Consider the following 16,439-nt stretch of genomic DNA (forward strand, 5'->3'; position numbering starts at 1 on the left):
AACGCGAAAGGGCGGCTCCCGCAGGAACCGCCCTCTCCGTGACACCGGTGTGACCGGGTATCAGCGCTTCGAGAACTGGAAGCTGCGGCGGGCCTTCTTGCGGCCGTACTTCTTGCGCTCGACCACGCGGGCGTCGCGGGTGAGGAAGCCCTCACGCTTCAGCGAGGCGCGCAGCTCCGGCTCGTAGTAGGTCAGGGCCTTCGACAGGCCGTGGCGCACCGCGCCGGCCTGGCCGGAGAGGCCGCCGCCCGCCACCGTGACGGTGATGTCGTACTGGTCGACGCGGCCGGCGATCTCCAGCGGCTGGCGCAGGATCATGCGCAGCACCGGACGGGCGAAGTAGGTCTCCACCGGGCGCTTGTTGATCGTCACCGTGCCGCTGCCGGGCTTGATCCAGACGCGGGCGACCGCGTCCTTGCGCTTGCCGGTGGCGTAGGCGCGGCCCTGCGCGTCCAGCTTCTGGACGTGAACGGGGGCCTCGTTGGCGGGGTCGACCGCGCCGGTGTTCGACCGGTTGAGGTCGGCGAGGGACTGCAGGGTCGCCATGATCAAGCGCTCACGTTCTTGCGGTTGAGGGCGCCGACGTCGAGCGCCTGCGGCTGCTGGGCCTCATGCGGGTGCTCGGTGCCCTTGTAGACGCGGAGATTGCCGAGGATCTGGCGGAAGAGCGGGCCGCGCGGCAGCATGCGCTCCACGGCCTTCTCCACCACCCGCTCGGGGAACCGGCCCTCGAGGATGAACTTGGCAGTCCGCTCCTTGATGCCGCCCGGATAGCCGGTGTGGTAGAAATAGCTCTTCTGATTGTACTTACGCCCGGTGAACTTCACCTTCTCGGCGTTGATGACGATGACGTTGTCGCCGCAATCGACGTGGGGCGTGTAGGCGGCCTTGTGCTTGCCGCGCAGGCGCATCGCCACGATCGACGCGAGGCGGCCGACGACGAGGCCCTCCGCGTCGATCACGATCCACTTCTTGTCGACCTCGGCGGGCTTCAGCGAGGTGGTCTTCATAGCCAAATCCCAGGGGTTCCGACGGACCGGACCCCGACGCGTCGGGATCCGCGGACATCGGGGTGCCGAAAAACGAGCCGCCGCGTGGAGCACACGCGGCGGCGGTGCCGGGTGCATAGACCGCCCCGGATGCCGGGTCAACAGAGAAGTGCGCGATCCCGGAAAATCTTTTCCGATCAATGGTTTGATGGTTGAGGTATCAGAATACCGCTATCCGTCGGAGCGCCGGCCACGCTCCGCGATGGTCAGCTTCTGGACGCCCTTGGCCGCCAGCACCGGTTTCCGGGCGCTGAGGATCCGGGAATTCACGCCGGTCCAGCCGATCTCGCCGGAGAGCCGGCCGTACTCGATCTTGGGGCAGCGGTTCATGATCACCGTCAAGCCGCGCGCCTCGGCCCGGGCGGCGGCCGCGTCGTCGCGCACGCCGAGCTGCATCCAGATCATCTTCGGCGGCGGCGTCAGCGCCAGCGCCTCGTCGACCAGCGGCCCGGCGGCTGCGGAGTTGCGGAAGATCTCGACCATGTCGATCGGCTGGTCGCCCAGCCCGGCCTGGACCTCGGCGAGGGAGGCGGCCACCCGGCGCCCGAGCAGGTCCTGGCCGGCGAGGCCGGGATTGACCGGCGTCACCGCGTAGCCCCGGTCGAGCAGGTACTTCAGGACGATCCAGCTCGGGCGCGCCGGGTTGGCCGAGGCCCCCACCAGCGCGATCGTGCGCGTGCCGTTCAGGATCGTGCGGATCTGCGCGTCCGGGTAGCGGGCGTGCCGCTCCGCGAGCGCCGACGCGTCGCTGGGCGCGGCCGGCCGGTTCTCCTGGCCCGTCTCGGCCCCCTTCTCGTCCATGGCCTGTTCCCTCGTCGTCCCGATGATCGCGGGTCGTGTGGCGTTTCTCGCCGCGCCTCTCGACGCGTTTATGGCCCGGCGTCTCGCCGCTGTCCCGGCGTCGACGCGGTCGCCGTCACAGCCGCCAGACCTCGTAGCCCAGCTGCGCGAACAGCGCCTTCTCGAAGAGTGCCTTCACGTCCACGATAAGGCCGCCCGGCTTCACCAGGGCGGCGATCGCCTCCGGACCGAGCAGGGCGTAGTCGCGGTGCGGGACCGCGATCACCGCGGCGTCCGCGGCGGCGGGTAGGTCGGCCCAGTCGACGAGGTCGATGCCGTACTCGGCCCGGGCCTCCGCCGCGCCGGCGCGGGGATCGTGGACCGACACGGCGCAGCCGAATTCCTCGAGTTCCCGCACGAGGTCGGCGACCTTCGAGTTGCGCAGGTCCGCGCAGTTTTCCTTGAAGGTCAGGCCGAGGACGATCACCCGCGGCCGCCCGGTCCCGCCGCGCCGGACGATCCGCTTCACCGTGCTGCGGGCGACATGGGCCGCCATGCTGTCGTTGATCCGCCGCCCGGCCAGGATCACTTGCGGGTGGTAGCCGATCATCGCGGCCTTGTGGGTCAGGTAATAGGGGTCGACGCCGATGCAGTGGCCGCCGACCAGCCCGGGGCGGAACGGCAGGAAGTTCCACTTGGTCCCCGCCGCCGCGAGGACCTCCTGCGTATCGAGGTCGAGCTTGTCGAAGATCAGCGACAGCTCGTTCATGAGCGCGATGTTCAGGTCGCGCTGGGTGTTCTCGATGACCTTGGCGGCCTCGGCCACCCGGATGGACGAGGCGGCGTGGAGCCCCGCCTCAATGATCGACCCGTAGAGGGCCTTGAGCCGCTCCAGGGTCTCGGGCGTGTCGCCGGCGACGATCTTCACCACTCGGGCGAGGCTGTGCTCCCGGTCGCCCGGGTTGATCCGCTCGGGCGAGTAGCCGACGAAGAATTCCGTCTTCCAGCGCAGACCCGAGGCCCGCTCCAGGACCGGGATGCAGACCTCTTCGGTGGCCCCCGGATAGACGGTGGACTCGAACACCACGGTCGCGCCCGGCCGCATGTGCCGGCCGACGAGGTCTGAGGCTCGGATCAGCAGGTCGAAATCGGGGCACTGGGCCGCGTCCACCGGGGTCGGGACCGTGACGACGATCACGTCCGCCGCGCCCAGCGCGGTCGGGTCGTCGGTAATTGCGAGGTGCGCGGCGGCCCGGAACGCCTCCGCGTCGATCTCCCCGGCCGGGTCGTGCCCGGCCCGGTAGGCCGCCACCTTGTCGGCGGCGCGCTCGTAGCCGATCGTGACCCGTCCCCGGCCGAACGCCAGGGCGAGCGGGAGCCCGACATAGCCCAGGCCGACGATCGCCACGCTCACCGCCGAGCGGTCTGCCGGGTCTTCCCCTAAGCCGTCTGCCGCCCCGTCTGCCGCCCCGTCAGCCACGCCGGATCCCTCTGCGGGCTCGGAGGGCGCCGATGACGATCCGGCCGCCGGGCGCGTATAGGGGCGGTCCGCGCCGGCGTCGACTCGCCTCGGCCCGGGCGGAGCGCGGTCCGGGACCGCTTACGGGGCGAGACCATAGGGGGTGAGGATGCCCGATCTCCGCTGGACCGAGGGGCCGGTCCACTGCACCGACCTCGTCGACGGGACCGGCAAGGTCTTCGGCTACGTCGGCCCCTGCGCCGCGGGCACGCGCGGCTACGTCGTCCAGTCCGGGTCGGAATGGCCGCCGCGCCCGGCCGCCTTCGCCGATCACCCCGCGGCCGCGGCGGCCCGCGCCTGGGTCGAGGCCGCGGTGTCGGCGCGCGCCTTCCGGCCCGTCCGCATCCTCCGGGAGGACGGCGCGCCGGAGGCCTGATCGTCCGGCGCGGTTCAGGAACTCGTCAGGTTCGCTCGGCTTTGTTGTGGCGTGGAGTGGAGGCGCCCGATGGCCGAAATCTGCATCACGGAAGACCAGAGCGGGCGGTGGACCGTCTACACCGCAGGACTGGTGGTGACCGATCTGACGCGTGAGGCCGCCGAGGCCTTCGCGGCGAGCTACCGCCGCGTCACGGCCGGCTGAGCGACGGGCCTTTCCGGCCCGCGAGTTGGCCTACCGGAGCGCCGGCGCGTTCGGGCTCCGGGGCGCGTCGTGCTATGAGGTCCGCCGAGCCCCGATCGCCCAGTCGCGGGCAATGAGGTCGATCATCATGCGCCTGTTCATGCTCGCCGCCGCCCTGCTGGCGCTGCCCGCTCCCGCCTCGGCGCTGTGCCGCTGCACGTGCGTCCGGGGCGAGATGAGGGCGATCTGCCAGGAGACCGACCTTACGGTCCCGATCTGCCAGGGGATCTGCGAGACCACCATCCGGCCGGAGCGGGTGATCGTTCCGCTGGCCGGCGGCCGTCAGGCCTTCGAGCCGGCCCAGTCGACGAACCCCTCACCCGGTGGCCTCGCGACGCAGGATCCCAACCTGGACACCAATCCGAACGGCACCGTGCTCGGCACCCCGAGCCAGCTCTCCGGCAGCGTCGGGTCGAGCCTGTCCTCAGGCAGCGGCCGCTGAGCCACGAAAGAGCCCCGCGCGGCGGGTGCCGGCGGGGCTGAAGGTTGAGGACGCCCGGTGCGTTACGCCGAGCGACTGCGCCTAGAGTAACATCATCCTGCTCGATGGGAAGCTCTCGCGAAGGAAAACCAAGACTATTTTTGCAGACTGCTCCTGAAGCAACGAGAAAATACCCGCTCGGCCGGGCCGGGCGGGGTCGATCGCAGCAGATGCGCGGCGAGAGACCGCGCGGATCCTTGGTCCGGGACCTGTCCGACTTAGGACTGGGTCTTCAGATAAGCAATGAGGTCGTTGATCTTCTTGTCGTCCGCGATGCCCTGGAAGATCATCTTGTTGCCGGGCACCTTCGCCTTCGGGTTCTTCAGCCACTCGTGCAGGTTGGCCTCGTCCCAGGTGATGCCGGAGTTCTTCAGGGCGGCGGAGTAGTTGTAGCCCTCGTAGGTGCCCGCCTTGCGGCCGACGACGCCCTTCAGGTCAGGACCCACGCCGTTCTTCTGGAAGTTGTGGCACGCCTTGCAGGGGGCGAACGCCTTCTCGCCGGCCGCGGCGTCGCCGGCGTCCTGGGCCTGCGCGGCGAGAGGCATGACAACGGCGAGAACTGCGCCGATTGCGAGCATACGCATGTATTAACCCCAATCCAGAAGATAAGCTTCGCGTTTCTGGCAGAAAAAGCGCGCGATGCAAGCGAAAAAATCTGAGCCTGAGCGCAGATTATATTGTGCGCTGCCTCACATCATCTCGGAGCCCGTGCCGGCCGCGATGGCAGATCTTCGGCGGGCGGTCGCCGTCCGGTGGCGAGTCGAGGCCCGTGCACGGCTCGTCACGCCCGCGATGGGGCACAAAGTTGTCGGAGCCGGCGAACCTGAGAATTCTTCCAAGTTTGGCATGTCAGGATGTTGACGTGCGCCGAGGCGCGATAATCCATCCCGCGTCGGAAAATCTGTCGCGCTGTCGAGGCCGAGGATGCACGAGAAAGGGCCCACCGCGGCGAGCCCTGCAAGGAGGACGATGGGCGCGCTCGGTTCTAGGCGGCGAGCGGCATCCGGATCACCGGCGGATGGGACTCCGGCGCCGCGGCGGCCCTGGTCATCGCCGCGCCGGCATCCCAGGCCACGAGTGCGGCGATCCGCGCGGCGAGGATCGTCGTCTCCAGGATGCGGGGCGACGCTGTCGGCGGGCGGGGCATCGTTGGTCGGTGGCTGGTCATGACGGCTCCGCGGCTTCCTGCGAGGGCCATGCGCCCGAATGGTTACCGCCGTGTCTCCGCCAGGACGGCGCGCGCGGTTGTGATGCCGGCGCGCCGGCGAGCGTCTGGGAGGGCGCATGTCTCGATGTAGGCCTCATCCGCCTGCTGAGAGGTTTCGCGCTGACCAGATGCATGACGGCCCGCGCAGTGACCTGACCGGTTGGCTTTGGACCGGGCTGATTGAGAGGATCAGCCAGGACCGAAGGCGTTGGACATGCGGCGAGGTCAGAAGACGAGCGGGGAGCAGGTCGTGCTGAAGCTACGCCAGATCGAGGTGCAGACGGCACAAGGCAAAAGCTTGGCGCTGGCGTGCGAGGAGGCGGAGATCTCTGAGCAGAGCTACGACCGCTGGCGCAAGGAGTACGGCGGCCTCCAAGTCGACCAGGCCAGGAAAATGAAGCAGTTGGAGCGCGAGAACGCTCGGTTACGGCGGCTCGTGGCGGAGCTGTCTTTGGAAAAGCAGGTACTGGCGGACGTCGCCTCGGGAAACTTGTAGCCCCCGAGCGACGCCGGCAGGCGGTCGATGGCATCCGGGAGAAGTACGGCCTCTTCCGAACGTCACGCCTGCCGGATCGTCGGCCTGCACCGGGGCACGCAGCCCTACGTGCCCACGCTACGTGCCCACACTGCCGGTCGACGCGGATGCGCTGACCCGCGCCATCATTGCCCTGGCGTCCGAGTACGGCGCGACAGATACCGCCGTGTCACCGCGCTGCTGCAGGCAAACGGCTGGCCGGTGGGCAAGGATCGGGTTCATCCTTCGAGAACCTCAGGACGAGGGCATCTGGCCTCGCGAGGGGCTGAAGGTCCCCCAGGAGCACCGGCCGCGCAGCCGTCTCTGGCTGACCGACGGCTCATGCGTGCAACTACGGCCGCTCCGCCGCAGCCATGTGGGGAGCTTCGACTTCGTGCAGGCGCAGACACATGGCGGGCGCAGCTTGCGCGTCCTGACGCTGATCGACGAGCACAGTCGGACATGCCTGGCGCTGAAGGTGGCCCGACGGATCAACAGCGTAGGTGTGATCGAGACGCTGGCCGATGCGATGTGCCTGCACGGCATCCCGGAGCACATCCGCCGCGATAACGGCCCCGAGATGATCTCGAAGGCGCTGCGCCAGTGGGTCGCCAAGACGGGGCCACAGATTCAGTACATCGCACCCGGCTCGCCATGGGAGAACGGGTACTGTGAGAGCTTCAACGGCAGGCTGCGCGACGAGTGCCTACGCCAAGAGATCTTCTGCTCGCTGAAGGAGGCGCAGATCGTGATTGGTCGATGGCAATCTACCTACAACCGCGTCCGACCGCATTCGTCGATTGGCTATCGGCCACCTGCGCCTGTCAGCTTCCCAGATCTGGCCTTCCGGCTCCCCGTGGCCGCCACCATGCCGTAGTCTCTCAATCGGCTCGGTCCAAAATACCGGTCAGGTCAGGCTGAACCCTAAGCCGCACGTACCAGCGCCCGCGGCGACATTGTAGGTACTCCGCCCGGCGCACCGTTGGCCTCGCTCATAAACAGCCATGGTGACACTGTGTCACCACGCGGGTTCGGAGCGAGAGCTAAAAACCTGTTACTGACAGTGATTTATAGGAGGTTGGCGGAGGGAGCGGGATTCGAACCCGCGATACCGTTTCCGGTATACACACTTTCCAGGCGTGCGCCTTCAACCACTCGGCCACCCCTCCGTCCGCGAACCGGGCACCCAGGCGCGCACGCGGCGTGCCGGGCGCGGCCTGGGCCGCGCGGTGCCGTGCTGTTAGCCGGGTGCGCCGTCCGGCGCAAGGCGCAGACGGCCGGGCGGTGCGAAAACCGCCCGGCCGCGTCTCTCACCCCTCGGCATCGTCGAGGTGGAAGCGGACATGCTCCACGTTCGCCCGCTCGAAGGCCTGCATCACATGCTGGTAAGAGCGCTCCATGGCGTTGTCCTCGACGCCGGGGCTGTCCTCGGGCTTCAGCACGAACATCAGGAGCGAGCGCCCGGTCACGTCGTAGCCGGAGCCGAACTTGAAGCTCTCCACGTCCTGGCTGTCGGGCAGGTTGGTGTCGAGGAGCCGCGTCCAGGCCACGCCGCCGACCGATTCCGGCAGCGTGAACGTCACGAGGTCGTGGTAGGCGTTGAACATGATCAGCAGCGTCGCGTCGCCGCCGCGGCGGTGCAGGCCGGTGGCCTGGGCGCGCCCGTCGAGCTGGACCGCGAAGGCCCGGGCCTCGCCGTCCGACCAGTTCTCGCCGGCCATCTCGCTGCCGTCCGGCCGCAGCCACGTCACATCCTTGACGCCGAACTCCTCGTCGTACTGGCCGGTGAGGAACCGCCCGCGGCTCAGGATCGGCAGGGCGTTGCGCAGGATGATCAGGCGCTGGGTGAACTCGGCGAGATCCCGCTCCTCGTCGCCGATCGCCCCCCAGTCGAGCCACGAGACCTCGTTGTCCTGGCAGTAGGCGTTGTTGTTGCCCTTCTGGGTCCGAGCGAACTCGTCGCCGGCGAGCAGCATCGGCGTGCCGCGGGACAGGAACAGGGTCGCCAGCATGTTGCGCATCTGGCGCAGGCGCACCGCCCGGATCTCGGGATCGTCCGTCGGGCCCTCTACCCCGTAATTGTACGAGAGGTTGTGCGAGTGGCCGTCGCGGTTGCCCTCGCCGTTCGCCTCGTTGTGCTTGTCGTTGTACGAGACCGTGTCGTGCAGGGTGAAGCCGTCGTGGGCGGTGAGGAAGTTCACCGAGGCCCAGGGCTTGCGCCCGCGCTTGTTGAACTTGTCTGCCGAGCCCGAGACCCGCGCCGCCAGGTCCGGCAGCAGTCCGCCGTCGCCCTTCCAGTAGGCGCGGACGTCGTCGCGGAACCGGTCGTTCCACTCGGCCCAGCCGGGCGGGAAGCCGCCGACCTGGTAGCCGCCCGGGCCGCAATCCCACGGCTCGGCGATCAGCTTGACGTTGTTGAGCACCGGGTCCTGCCGGCAGGTGTCGAGGAAGCCGCCGCCCTCGTCGAAGCCGTAGGGCTCGCGGCCGAGGATCGTCGCGAGGTCGAAGCGGAACCCGTCGACCTGCATCTCCTGCGCCCAGTAGCGCAGGGAATCGGTCACGAGCTGCAGCACCCGCGGGTGCGACAGGTTGAAGGTGTTCCCGGTGCCGGTGTCGTTGATGTAGTAGCGCGGTTCGTTCGGCAGCAGCCGGTAGTAGGAGGCGTTGTCGACGCCCTTGAACGACAGGGTCGGGCCCTTCTCGTTGCCCTCGGCGGTGTGGTTGTAGACCACGTCGAGGATCACCTCGAGGCCGGCGCCGTGGAAGCGCGAGACCATCTCCTTGAACTCGGAGAAGGCGAAATCCGGCACCGCGGCGTAGCGCCGTGCGGGGGTGAAGAACGAGATCGTGTTGTAGCCCCAGTAATTCACCAGGTCCTTCTGCTGCAGGTAGTCGTCCTGCACGAAGGCGTGGACCGGCAGCAGCTCAACCGAGGTGACGCCGAGGCTCTTGATGTAGTCGAGCACGTCCCTTGTGCCGAGGCCGGCATAGGTGCCGCGCAGCTTCTCCGGAACCCGCGGGTCGAGCTTAGTCATGCCCTTGACGTGGGCCTCGTACACGATGGTCTTCTCCCAGGGGATCAGCGGCTTGCGGTGCCGCCCCCAGGTGAAGGCCGGGTCGATGACGCGGGAGCGGCGCGTGTAGGGGGCGCTGTCGCGCTCGTCGAAGGTCAGGTCGTCGCCCGTCTCCATCTGGTAGCCGAACAGGGCCGGGTTCCAGGTGATCGAGCCGACGAGCCCCTTGGCGTAGGGGTCGATCAGCAGCTTGTTGGGGTTGAACCGGTGGCCGGCCTTCGGCTCGTAGGGGCCGTGGACGCGGTAGCCGTAGATCGTGCCGGGGCGCGCGTCGGGCAGGTAGCCGTGCCAGATCTCGTCCGTGTACTCGGGCAGTTCGATGCGCTCGATCTCCTGCTCGCCCTGGTCGTCGAACAGGCAGAGCTCGACCTTGGTGGCGTGGGCCGAGAACAGCGCGAAGTTGACCCCGAGCCCGTCCCAGGTGGCGCCGAGGGGATAGGGTTGGCCTTCCTGGATGCGCGAGCGGGTCGCGCGGGCCTGCGATGCGGGACGACGGGAATCGGACATGGACACTCCGGAACGCGACCCGCCCGGCCACGTGCCGCTGCGGGGAGCCCCTGGTGAACGTGCCGGAAACAGCGAAGCTCCCGCAGTGCCGCAAAAATCGCGGGGCGTGACGACCGCGCCTCCCTCAGTTCGAGGCCGCTTCCGTGAAGCTCCGGTCCACGGCCCGGCCGACGTCGAGCGTCTTCGACAGGATGCCGTACCGCGTCGCCCGGTCCGAGGCGTCCTGGACCTCCTTCACGACGCCCTCGTCGAGCGCGATCGGGCGCGTCCGCTGCGCCGTGTAGGCCGCGCGCAGGACGTCCTCCGGCATCTTGGTCAGCGCGGCCGTGTTCCGGGCGTAGGCGTCCAGATGGTCCAGCGACCAGAGTCGCGCCCGGTTCAGGCGGCTCAGGAAGTCCTGGAGGGCCGCCCGCTTGGTGGCGATGGCGCTGTCCGTGGCGACGACGAAGGTGATGGTCGGCGTGAGGCCCGCGCCGTCCGCGATCGGCCGGGCCCTGTCCTTGAGCGTCGCGAACGCGACGTAGGGCTCCCAGACTGCCCAGGCATCCACCGAGCCGGCCATGAGCGCGACCTTGGCGTCGACCGGGTTGAGCGGCGCGAACGTGGCCTCGGACGGCGCGATCCCGGCCTTCTCCAGCGTCGCGCTGATCAGGAACTGGCCCCAGCCGCCGCGGGTGCCGGTGAGCCGCTTTCCCTTCAGGTCCGCGGCAGAGCGGATCGGCGAATCCGCGCGGACCAGGATCGCCTGCGTCCGGGGATCGGACTTGGCGCCGCCGATCGCCTTGATCGGTGCCCCGGCCGCGACGACGGTGAGGAAGGAGAGGTCGCCGGTGTAGCCGACATCGAGGGCGCCGGCGTTGAGCGCCTCCAGGATCGGCGCGGCGGCGGGGAATTCCGACCACGCGATCCGGTAGGGCAGATCCTTCGCGTAGCCGGCGATCTCGAGGAGCGACCGGTTCCCGCCCTTCTGGTCGCCGACCCGCAGGACGACCTCGTCCGCGCGGGCGGCCACCGGACCCAGCGTCACGGTGGCCAGGGTCATCGTGGCCAGCATCAGTGCGGTCGCGAGCCGCGCCCCGGCGAGCCGGCGGCCACCGGGCCGCAAGTGAGATCGGATGAACATGGGGCCTGCCGGGATACGCTGCCCGCTTCGTGCGGGGCTGTTCGGTGGAAGGCCGAGTTTATGCTTGATAAAAGGGCGGTCAATGAAATGGAAATCTGTATTGCCCGCGGTCTGCAAACGAGACGACATCCGGCTGGCCTCCGCGGGGAGACGAATGTCTTTCCCCACGCGCCGCGCCGGTCAGCGGGCGGGCGGGAACGCGTCCGCCAGGTAGGCCCGCACGAAGCCCGGCATCCGCGCGGGATCGATGTCCTCACGCCCCCGCACCACGTGCATCCCGGCGAGCTCCGGCTCGGCCTCGGCGCCGAGATGGTCGGCGATCCGCGCCACGATCCTCGCGGCCGGCTCGGGGAAGCGCACCGGCCGCAGGAAGGCGAGCTGGCCCTCCCCCTCAAGAAGCACCCAGTCCGTCTCAGCCCCGGTCGGCAGCGCGAGGCCGGTCTCCTCGGCGAGTTCCCGGGCGGCGCTGCCGGTGAGATCGACCCGCGCGCCGCGCACGTCGTCCGGATCCGGGGTGCCGCAGGGGAAGTAGAGCTGGCCGGCATTGGCCGTGTGGGCGCCCATCTCGCCGAGCAGGACGGCGCCGTCCGCCGTCCAGGGCACGATCGCCGCGAAGGCGTTGGCGATGCGCGCCTCGGGGTGGGGCCTGTCCCGGTAGTAGGTGAAGGTCGCGTAGCGCGTCGCGAACAGGTCGAGCCGGGCGACCCCATCGGCGACCGCGTGGTCGCAGCACAGCAGGACGGTCCCGTCGAACATGCCGGGGCTGCGGCGCAGCCGGGTCTGCCAGTGGGCCGCGATGGCGGCTTCGTGCACGCGCGGGAAGGCCCAGTCGTGGTCTACGAACCGCGCCACCACCTCCGCGACGCGGGTGATCCGGAAGCCGTCGAAGACGCCGTCGGAGGAGCCTTCAGACATGCAGGCTGCCGTCCGACAGGATCACGGCGGCGCCGCCGATCTCGACGCCCTGCAGGGCGCCGGCCGCGATCGTGAGCTGGAGCGCGATGTCGCTCGGCCGCCCCATCGCCTCGCCCTGGCGGATCGCCACGTCGTGGGTGCCGTCGCCCAGCGCCTCGAACTGCATCAGCACCCCCGCGAAGGCGGAGGCCGCCGAGCCGGTGGCGGGATCCTCCGGCAAGCCGACATTCGGCGCGAACATGCGGACGCGCCAGCGCTGACCGGTGCCCTCGGGATCCGGGGCGTAGAGGTAGAGCCCGTCGGCCGGATCGGGCGCCTGGGCCGTCCGGGCGGCGTCGAGGGCGGCGACCGACGCCACCGGCACGCAGGTGAAGGTCGGCCCCACGCCGTGGCGGCTCGGCGCGTGCCGGCCGGTGCCGATGTCGCCGGGCTCGAGGCCCAGGAGCCGCGCCAGCGCGGCGGGATCGGGGCCGGGACCGAGGTAGTCCGGCAGGACCGGGAGGCGGAACCGGGCCCGTCCGCCGGTCCCGTCCGCCAGGGTCTCGACCACGCAGGGGACGATCCCGATCCCCTCCTCCAGGCCGAAGGCCCGGGCGTCGCCCCGGGTCGGGTCCTGCAGCGCCAGCAGCACGGCCGTACCCACCGTCGGGTGCCCGGCGAAGGGAAGCTCCCGGGCGGGGGTGAAGATGCGCAGCGACGCCCGGTGCCGGGCCTCCGCGGGCGGGAAGACGAAGACCGTCTCCGACAGGTTGAACTCCCGCGCGATGGCCTGCATGGCCGCGGTGTCGAGCCCCTCCGCGTCGAGCACCACGGCGAGTGGATTGCCGGCGAGCCTCCGCTCGGTGAACACATCGAGGGTGACGAAGCGGCGCGCCATCGGGTCGATCCTTCCTGCTCTCTGCGGACTTGGGCGGAGCGGTTTGCCGGGGGCGCCTCAGACCGCCTCGACCGGAAACCGCGCGCTCGGGTTCACGTACTCCTCCTGCGCGGCGACCGTCAGGATCTCCCGCGATCCCGCCTCGGCGGTGCGCTTGAGCAGCCCGTAGATCGAGGCCGCCGCCGCGCCCAGCGCCGCCTCGGCCGAGCCGGTCCGGGCGTAATGCACCAGGAACAGCGCCGCGATGCAGTCGCCGGCCCCGTTCACCGCGATGGCGAGCCGCGGCGTCCGGACCCGGAACACCCGCCCCTCCGCGCCCGCGAGCAGGTCGATGCTGTCGGCGGGCGTGTCGGCGCAGAGCGCCGAGGTGACCAGGACCACCCGCGGCCCGCGCGCCCGGAGCGCCGCGATCGCGGCCCCGGCCTCCGCCAGGGTGCCGCTCGGCAGGCCGGTGAGCAGGCCGAGCTCGAACTGGTTGGGGGTAAGGATGTCGGCGGCCGGGACAGCGCGCTCGCGCAGGAACGCCTCGATGCCGGGCCGCACGTAGACGCCCTCCTCGACGTCGCCGATCACCGGGTCGCAGCAGTAGAGCGCCCGCGGGTTCGCCGCGCGCACGGCGTCCACCGCCTCCAGGATCGCGGCGCCGATCTCCGCCGAGCCCATGTAGCCCGACAGGACCGCGTCGCAGCGGCCCAGGACGCCGCGCTCGCCGATGCCGCGCACCACCTCGCGGATCATCGCCGCGTCGAAGACAGGGCCGCGCCACGCGCCGTAGCCGGTGTGGTTTGAGAACTGCACCGTGTGGACCGGCCAGACCTCGACCCCGAGCCGCTGCATCGGGAACGCCGCCGAGGCGTTGCCGACATGGCCGTAGGCGACGTGGGACTGGATCGACAGGACGTTCAACGCGGGACTCGCTCGTTGTCCCGCTACGGTTAGCCGGTTCCCGCGCCGGCCGCACCCCTGTCCCTTGCCGCCCTCCCCCGCGCGCCTCAGATGGGACCGACCCTTCTCCCATCCCCCGAGCCCCGTTCGGAGCCCCATGGACATCGAAGCCCTGCGCACCTCGACCCTCGCCTTCGTGGAGGCGCACAAGGCCTGGACGCCGGTCATCGCGGGCGGCCTTGCCTTCTGCGAATCGATCGCGATCCTGTCGCTGTTCGTCCCGGCGACCGTGATCCTGGTCGGCATCGGGGCCCTCGTCGGCGGCGCCGACATCCCGTTCTGGCCGGTGGTGATCGCCGCGGCGCTCGGGGCCGCCCTCGGCGACTGGATCTCCTACGAGGCCGGGCGCTGGCTCGGGCCGGGGGCGAAGACCAAGTGGCCGCTGCGGCGCTATCCCGAGCTCATGGCCAAGGCCGAGGCCTTCATCGGCCGGTGGGGCATCGCCGCGGTGGCCCTGGGGCGCTTCTTCGGGCCGGCCCGCGCTCTGGTCCCGCTCTTCGCCGGGATCCTCGGCCTGGCGCGGCTGCCGTTCCAGCTGGCCAACGTCGCCTCCGCGCTGGTCTGGGCCTTCGTCCTTCTGGCCCCCGGGGCCGGGCTGCTCACGTGGCTCGACCGGTGATGCGGCCCGACCGCTGATGCGCCGTTTCCCGCCCGAGCGGATCGTCTGCCTCACCGAGGAGACGGTCGAGACCCTGTACCTCCTGGGCGCGGAGGACAGGATCGTCGGCGTCTCGGGCTACGCGGTGCGCCCGCCCCGGGTCCGCCGGGAGAAGCCGCGCGTCTCCGCCTTCACCAGTGCGGACATTCCGAAGATCCTGGCACTGGCGCCGGACCTCGTCCTGGCCTTCTCGGACCTCCAGGCCGGCATCGTCGCCGACCTCGCCCGCGCGGGCGTGGCGGTCCACCTCTTCAACCAGCGCGACGTGGCGGGCTGCCTCGCGATGGTGCGCACGCTCGGCGCCCTGGTGGGTCTGCCGGAGCGGGCCGAGACCCTGGCGGCGGGCTTCGAGGCGCGGCTGGCCGCGGCCGCCGCAGAGGTGCGGGAGCGGCCGCCCCCGCGCGTCTACTTCGAGGAGTGGGACGCGCCGATGATCTCCGGCATCGGCTGGGTCTCGGACCTGATCGGCCTCGCCGGCGGCCGGGACGTCTTCCCGGAGCTGAGCCGCCAGCCGGCCGCGAAGGACCGGATCGTCACCGCCGAGCAGGTGATCGCGGCCGCGCCCGACGTGATCCTCGCCTCGTGGTGCGGCAAGCGGGTCAACGCCGAGCGCATCCGGTCCCGGCCCGGCTGGGCGGCGATCCCGGCGGTGCGCGACGGGCGCATCCACGAGATCAAGTCGCCGCTGATCCTGCAGCCCGGCCCGGCCGCCCTCACCGACGGGTTCGACGCGATCCGGGCCTGCCTTGGGTGATCGCCCCGGGGTGATGCGTGGGGCGATGCCGCGCCGCAGGTGACGGACCGGGCGCGACTTGGCAGGATGTCCCGATTCGGTACAGACGCACCCGCAGACGCATCCCCCGAGCTCGATGTCCGCTTCCCTCGGCCTTCCCGATTCCGCGCCCCCGGCCGTCGAGGCGCTGCTGCCGCCCGACCGGCGGCAATCGCCCACGGCCCTGCGCATCCAGCGCGGCGTGCGCCGGCTGTTCTCCGAGATGGGCTGCGTCACGCTGCCGGAATTCTCCCTCGTCAACGGCCGCCGCGCCGACGTGATCGCGCTCTGCGGCGCCGGCAAGCTCACCATCGTGGAGATCAAGTCGAGCGTGGCCGATTTCCGCGCCGACCGGAAATGGCCGGATTACCGCGACTTCTGCGACCGGTTCTTCTTCGCCATCCCCGAGGACCTGCCCGAGTCGCTGATCCCGGGAGAGTGCGGCCTGATCGTCGCCGACGCCTACGGGGCCGGGATCCTGCGCGAGCCGCCCGAGCACCCGCTGAGCGGCGCCCGCCGCAAGGCCGTGACGCTGCGCTTCGCCCACAGCGCCGCGCGCATCCTGCACGCGCTGGCCGACCCGGGCGCCGTGCGGGAAGGGGCTCTCTAGGTCGCGGACTCATTAAGCTCGCAGCCAGACCCGCACGGCTGCGAGCTTGACGCTGGCGAGGAAGTTGTCGGGATCCTTGTCGTAGCGCGTGGCGACGGCGCGGAAGTGCTTGATCTTGCTGAAGAAGCGCTCGACCAGATTGCGGTACTTGTACAGGAACGGGCTGAAGGCCAACACCTTCTTGCGGTTGGGCATCGGCCTGACGTTCGCCCACGCGCCCTGCTCAGCCATCTGGGCGCGTAACGCGTCGCTGTCGTACGCTCGGTCGCCCAGCAGGATCTGGCCCGTGCCCAGACTGCCCAGCATGTCGGCCGCCGCGCGCCCATCGTGCGCTTGACCCGCGGTGATCTTGAGCGCCACCGGACGGCCGTCAGCATCCACCAGCGCGTGGATCTTGCTCGTCAGGCCGCCGCGCGAGCGACCCATGCCACCGGATCGGCCATCTTTTTTTGGGCGCAGGCGGCATGCTGGTGAACCCGCACGCTGGTCGCGTCGATCATCTGCAGGTCGCCGTCGTAAGCTTTTGACACCGCGTCCAGAAGCCGATCCCAGATGCCACGCTTGCGCCAGCGCCGAAAACGGTTGCCGCAGGTCGTATGTGGGCCGTAGCGCGCCGGGATGTCGGCCCAGGGCGCGCCCGTGCGCAGCCGCCAGAAGATCCCATTCAGCACCCGCCGATCATCCACGCGCTCCTTGCCGCGCACGTCCGTCGGCAACAACGGCTCGATCACCGCCCACTCCGCATCCGTCAGATCAAACCGCGCCATCAAGGCCCTCCTGCTCAGAGGG

At 70.2% G+C, this 16,439-nt stretch carries 18 protein-coding genes, 1 tRNA gene and 1 pseudogene; 7 read left to right on the plus strand and 13 right to left on the minus strand.

Going from position 1 to position 16,439, the window contains the following annotated elements; all coding sequences use genetic code 11:
* Window positions 1–60: 60 nt before the first annotated feature.
* The 4 genes from rpsI to ABIC30_RS11790 form a co-directional block, all read right to left on the minus strand.
* On the minus strand, window positions 61–546 hold the full coding sequence (gene rpsI / locus ABIC30_RS11775; protein WP_273562947.1) for a 30S ribosomal protein S9: 486 nt from the start codon (window positions 544–546) through the stop codon (window positions 61–63).
* A 2-nt stretch (window positions 547–548) separates the two neighbouring features.
* Window positions 549–1,010 carry a 50S ribosomal protein L13 gene (gene rplM / locus ABIC30_RS11780; protein WP_012318175.1) on the minus strand — a complete coding sequence of 154 codons (462 nt, stop codon included), beginning with the start codon at window positions 1,008–1,010 and terminating at the stop codon, window positions 549–551.
* A gap of 210 nt (window positions 1,011–1,220) precedes the next feature.
* Window positions 1,221–1,850, minus strand: a complete 630-nt coding sequence (locus ABIC30_RS11785; RefSeq protein ID WP_354455120.1) for a CoA-binding protein — start codon at window positions 1,848–1,850, stop codon at window positions 1,221–1,223.
* 115 nt (window positions 1,851–1,965) lie between these two features.
* Window positions 1,966–3,237: a nucleotide sugar dehydrogenase gene (locus tag ABIC30_RS11790; RefSeq protein WP_354455304.1), complete on the minus strand. Its 1,272-nt coding sequence runs from the start codon at window positions 3,235–3,237 to the stop codon at window positions 1,966–1,968.
* Window positions 3,238–3,457: 220 nt separating this feature from the next.
* Here ABIC30_RS11790 and ABIC30_RS11795 point away from each other — a divergent pair, with 220 nt between their 5' ends.
* The 3 genes from ABIC30_RS11795 to ABIC30_RS11805 all read left to right on the plus strand — a co-directional run bounded on the left by ABIC30_RS11795 (window position 3,458) and on the right by ABIC30_RS11805 (window position 4,409).
* Window positions 3,458–3,724 (plus strand): hypothetical protein, encoded by a 267-nt coding sequence (locus tag ABIC30_RS11795; RefSeq protein ID WP_091981712.1) that lies wholly within the window; start codon window positions 3,458–3,460, stop codon window positions 3,722–3,724.
* 69 nt (window positions 3,725–3,793) lie between these two features.
* Entirely contained in the window at window positions 3,794–3,928 is a 135-nt protein-coding gene (locus ABIC30_RS11800; RefSeq protein ID WP_354455122.1) for a hypothetical protein, read from the plus strand.
* Window positions 3,929–4,055: 127 nt separating this feature from the next.
* Window positions 4,056–4,409, plus strand: coding sequence for a hypothetical protein (locus tag ABIC30_RS11805; protein WP_244492064.1), 354 nt, complete (start codon window positions 4,056–4,058; stop codon window positions 4,407–4,409).
* A gap of 257 nt (window positions 4,410–4,666) precedes the next feature.
* Here the strand turns inward: ABIC30_RS11805 and ABIC30_RS11810 are convergent, their stop codons facing one another.
* Window positions 4,667–5,032 (minus strand): c-type cytochrome, encoded by a 366-nt coding sequence (locus tag ABIC30_RS11810; protein WP_209650099.1) that lies wholly within the window; start codon window positions 5,030–5,032, stop codon window positions 4,667–4,669.
* Between the two features lie 401 nt (window positions 5,033–5,433).
* The gene (locus ABIC30_RS11815) at window positions 5,434–5,616 is read right to left on the minus strand and encodes a hypothetical protein (protein WP_100253569.1); all 183 of its coding nucleotides are present in this window, start codon (window positions 5,614–5,616) and stop codon (window positions 5,434–5,436) included.
* A 253-nt stretch (window positions 5,617–5,869) separates the two neighbouring features.
* On the opposite strand from ABIC30_RS11815, the pseudogene ABIC30_RS11820 reads away from it, so the two are divergent.
* Window positions 5,870–7,046, plus strand: a pseudogene (locus tag ABIC30_RS11820) (IS3 family transposase).
* Between the two features lie 202 nt (window positions 7,047–7,248).
* Here the strand turns inward: ABIC30_RS11820 and ABIC30_RS11825 are convergent.
* From ABIC30_RS11825 to pdxY, 6 genes are all read right to left on the minus strand, one after another.
* Window positions 7,249–7,338, minus strand: a tRNA-Ser gene (locus ABIC30_RS11825).
* Between the two features lie 141 nt (window positions 7,339–7,479).
* A complete protein-coding gene (glgX, locus tag ABIC30_RS11830) occupies window positions 7,480–9,750 on the minus strand; it encodes a glycogen debranching protein GlgX (protein ID WP_354455125.1) in 2,271 nt (756 codons plus the stop codon).
* A 124-nt stretch (window positions 9,751–9,874) separates the two neighbouring features.
* Window positions 9,875–10,873 carry an ABC transporter substrate-binding protein gene (locus ABIC30_RS11835; RefSeq protein WP_354455127.1) on the minus strand — a complete coding sequence of 333 codons (999 nt, stop codon included), beginning with the start codon at window positions 10,871–10,873 and terminating at the stop codon, window positions 9,875–9,877.
* Between the two features lie 180 nt (window positions 10,874–11,053).
* Window positions 11,054–11,788 (minus strand): NUDIX hydrolase, encoded by a 735-nt coding sequence (locus tag ABIC30_RS11840; RefSeq protein WP_354455129.1) that lies wholly within the window; start codon window positions 11,786–11,788, stop codon window positions 11,054–11,056.
* Complete coding sequence (locus ABIC30_RS11845; RefSeq protein ID WP_354455131.1) at window positions 11,781–12,665, minus strand: PhzF family phenazine biosynthesis protein; 885 nt, start codon at window positions 12,663–12,665, stop codon at window positions 11,781–11,783. Before ABIC30_RS11845 ends, ABIC30_RS11840 begins: the two co-directional genes overlap by 8 nt.
* Window positions 12,666–12,722: 57 nt before the next feature.
* Window positions 12,723–13,571, minus strand: coding sequence for a pyridoxal kinase PdxY (pdxY, locus tag ABIC30_RS11850; RefSeq protein ID WP_354455133.1), 849 nt, complete (start codon window positions 13,569–13,571; stop codon window positions 12,723–12,725).
* Window positions 13,572–13,707: 136 nt separating this feature from the next.
* Between pdxY and ABIC30_RS11855 the strand changes: the two genes are divergently transcribed.
* The 3 genes from ABIC30_RS11855 to ABIC30_RS11865 all read left to right on the plus strand — a co-directional run bounded on the left by ABIC30_RS11855 (window position 13,708) and on the right by ABIC30_RS11865 (window position 15,650).
* Entirely contained in the window at window positions 13,708–14,229 is a 522-nt protein-coding gene (locus tag ABIC30_RS11855) for a DedA family protein (RefSeq protein WP_056523547.1), read from the plus strand.
* Window positions 14,230–14,245: 16 nt separating this feature from the next.
* Complete coding sequence (locus ABIC30_RS11860; RefSeq protein WP_354455136.1) at window positions 14,246–15,022, plus strand: cobalamin-binding protein; 777 nt, start codon at window positions 14,246–14,248, stop codon at window positions 15,020–15,022.
* 115 nt (window positions 15,023–15,137) lie between these two features.
* The gene (locus ABIC30_RS11865) at window positions 15,138–15,650 is read left to right on the plus strand and encodes an MmcB family DNA repair protein (protein WP_354455138.1); all 513 of its coding nucleotides are present in this window, start codon (window positions 15,138–15,140) and stop codon (window positions 15,648–15,650) included.
* 12 nt (window positions 15,651–15,662) lie between these two features.
* On the opposite strand, the gene ABIC30_RS11870 is transcribed toward ABIC30_RS11865, so the two are convergent.
* Window positions 15,663–16,417 (minus strand): IS5 family transposase gene (locus ABIC30_RS11870; protein WP_354455140.1). Its coding sequence is split into 2 segments (ribosomal slippage): window positions 15,663–16,093 and window positions 16,093–16,417, totalling 756 coding nucleotides; the frame shifts between segments, so codons are not numbered across the junction.
* Window positions 16,418–16,439 lie beyond the last annotated feature (22 nt).

The organism is Methylobacterium sp. 1030, from assembly GCF_040544715.1.
Taxonomy (GTDB): domain Bacteria; phylum Pseudomonadota; class Alphaproteobacteria; order Rhizobiales; family Beijerinckiaceae; genus Methylobacterium.

What these genes read in the sequence shown, in the direction of transcription:
- ABIC30_RS11860 (WP_354455136.1), top strand. Translation starts at nt 14,246, where the DNA reads ATGCGCCGTTTCCCGCCCGAGCGGATCGTCTGCCTCACCGAGGAGACG.
- rpsI (WP_273562947.1), bottom strand. Translation starts at nt 546, where the DNA reads ATGGCGACCCTGCAGTCCCTCGCCGACCTCAACCGGTCGAACACCGGC.
- ABIC30_RS11785 (WP_354455120.1), bottom strand. Translation starts at nt 1,850, where the DNA reads ATGGACGAGAAGGGGGCCGAGACGGGCCAGGAGAACCGGCCGGCCGCG.
- ABIC30_RS11840 (WP_354455129.1), bottom strand. Translation starts at nt 11,788, where the DNA reads ATGTCTGAAGGCTCCTCCGACGGCGTCTTCGACGGCTTCCGGATCACC.
- glgX (WP_354455125.1), bottom strand. Translation starts at nt 9,750, where the DNA reads ATGTCCGATTCCCGTCGTCCCGCATCGCAGGCCCGCGCGACCCGCTCG.
- ABIC30_RS11845 (WP_354455131.1), bottom strand. Translation starts at nt 12,665, where the DNA reads ATGGCGCGCCGCTTCGTCACCCTCGATGTGTTCACCGAGCGGAGGCTC.
- ABIC30_RS11855 (WP_056523547.1), top strand. Translation starts at nt 13,708, where the DNA reads ATGGACATCGAAGCCCTGCGCACCTCGACCCTCGCCTTCGTGGAGGCG.
- ABIC30_RS11815 (WP_100253569.1), bottom strand. Translation starts at nt 5,616, where the DNA reads ATGACCAGCCACCGACCAACGATGCCCCGCCCGCCGACAGCGTCGCCC.
- ABIC30_RS11795 (WP_091981712.1), top strand. Translation starts at nt 3,458, where the DNA reads ATGCCCGATCTCCGCTGGACCGAGGGGCCGGTCCACTGCACCGACCTC.
- ABIC30_RS11865 (WP_354455138.1), top strand. Translation starts at nt 15,138, where the DNA reads ATGTCCGCTTCCCTCGGCCTTCCCGATTCCGCGCCCCCGGCCGTCGAG.
- rplM (WP_012318175.1), bottom strand. Translation starts at nt 1,010, where the DNA reads ATGAAGACCACCTCGCTGAAGCCCGCCGAGGTCGACAAGAAGTGGATC.
- ABIC30_RS11805 (WP_244492064.1), top strand. Translation starts at nt 4,056, where the DNA reads ATGCGCCTGTTCATGCTCGCCGCCGCCCTGCTGGCGCTGCCCGCTCCC.
- ABIC30_RS11835 (WP_354455127.1), bottom strand. Translation starts at nt 10,873, where the DNA reads ATGTTCATCCGATCTCACTTGCGGCCCGGTGGCCGCCGGCTCGCCGGG.
- ABIC30_RS11810 (WP_209650099.1), bottom strand. Translation starts at nt 5,032, where the DNA reads ATGCGTATGCTCGCAATCGGCGCAGTTCTCGCCGTTGTCATGCCTCTC.
- ABIC30_RS11800 (WP_354455122.1), top strand. Translation starts at nt 3,794, where the DNA reads ATGGCCGAAATCTGCATCACGGAAGACCAGAGCGGGCGGTGGACCGTC.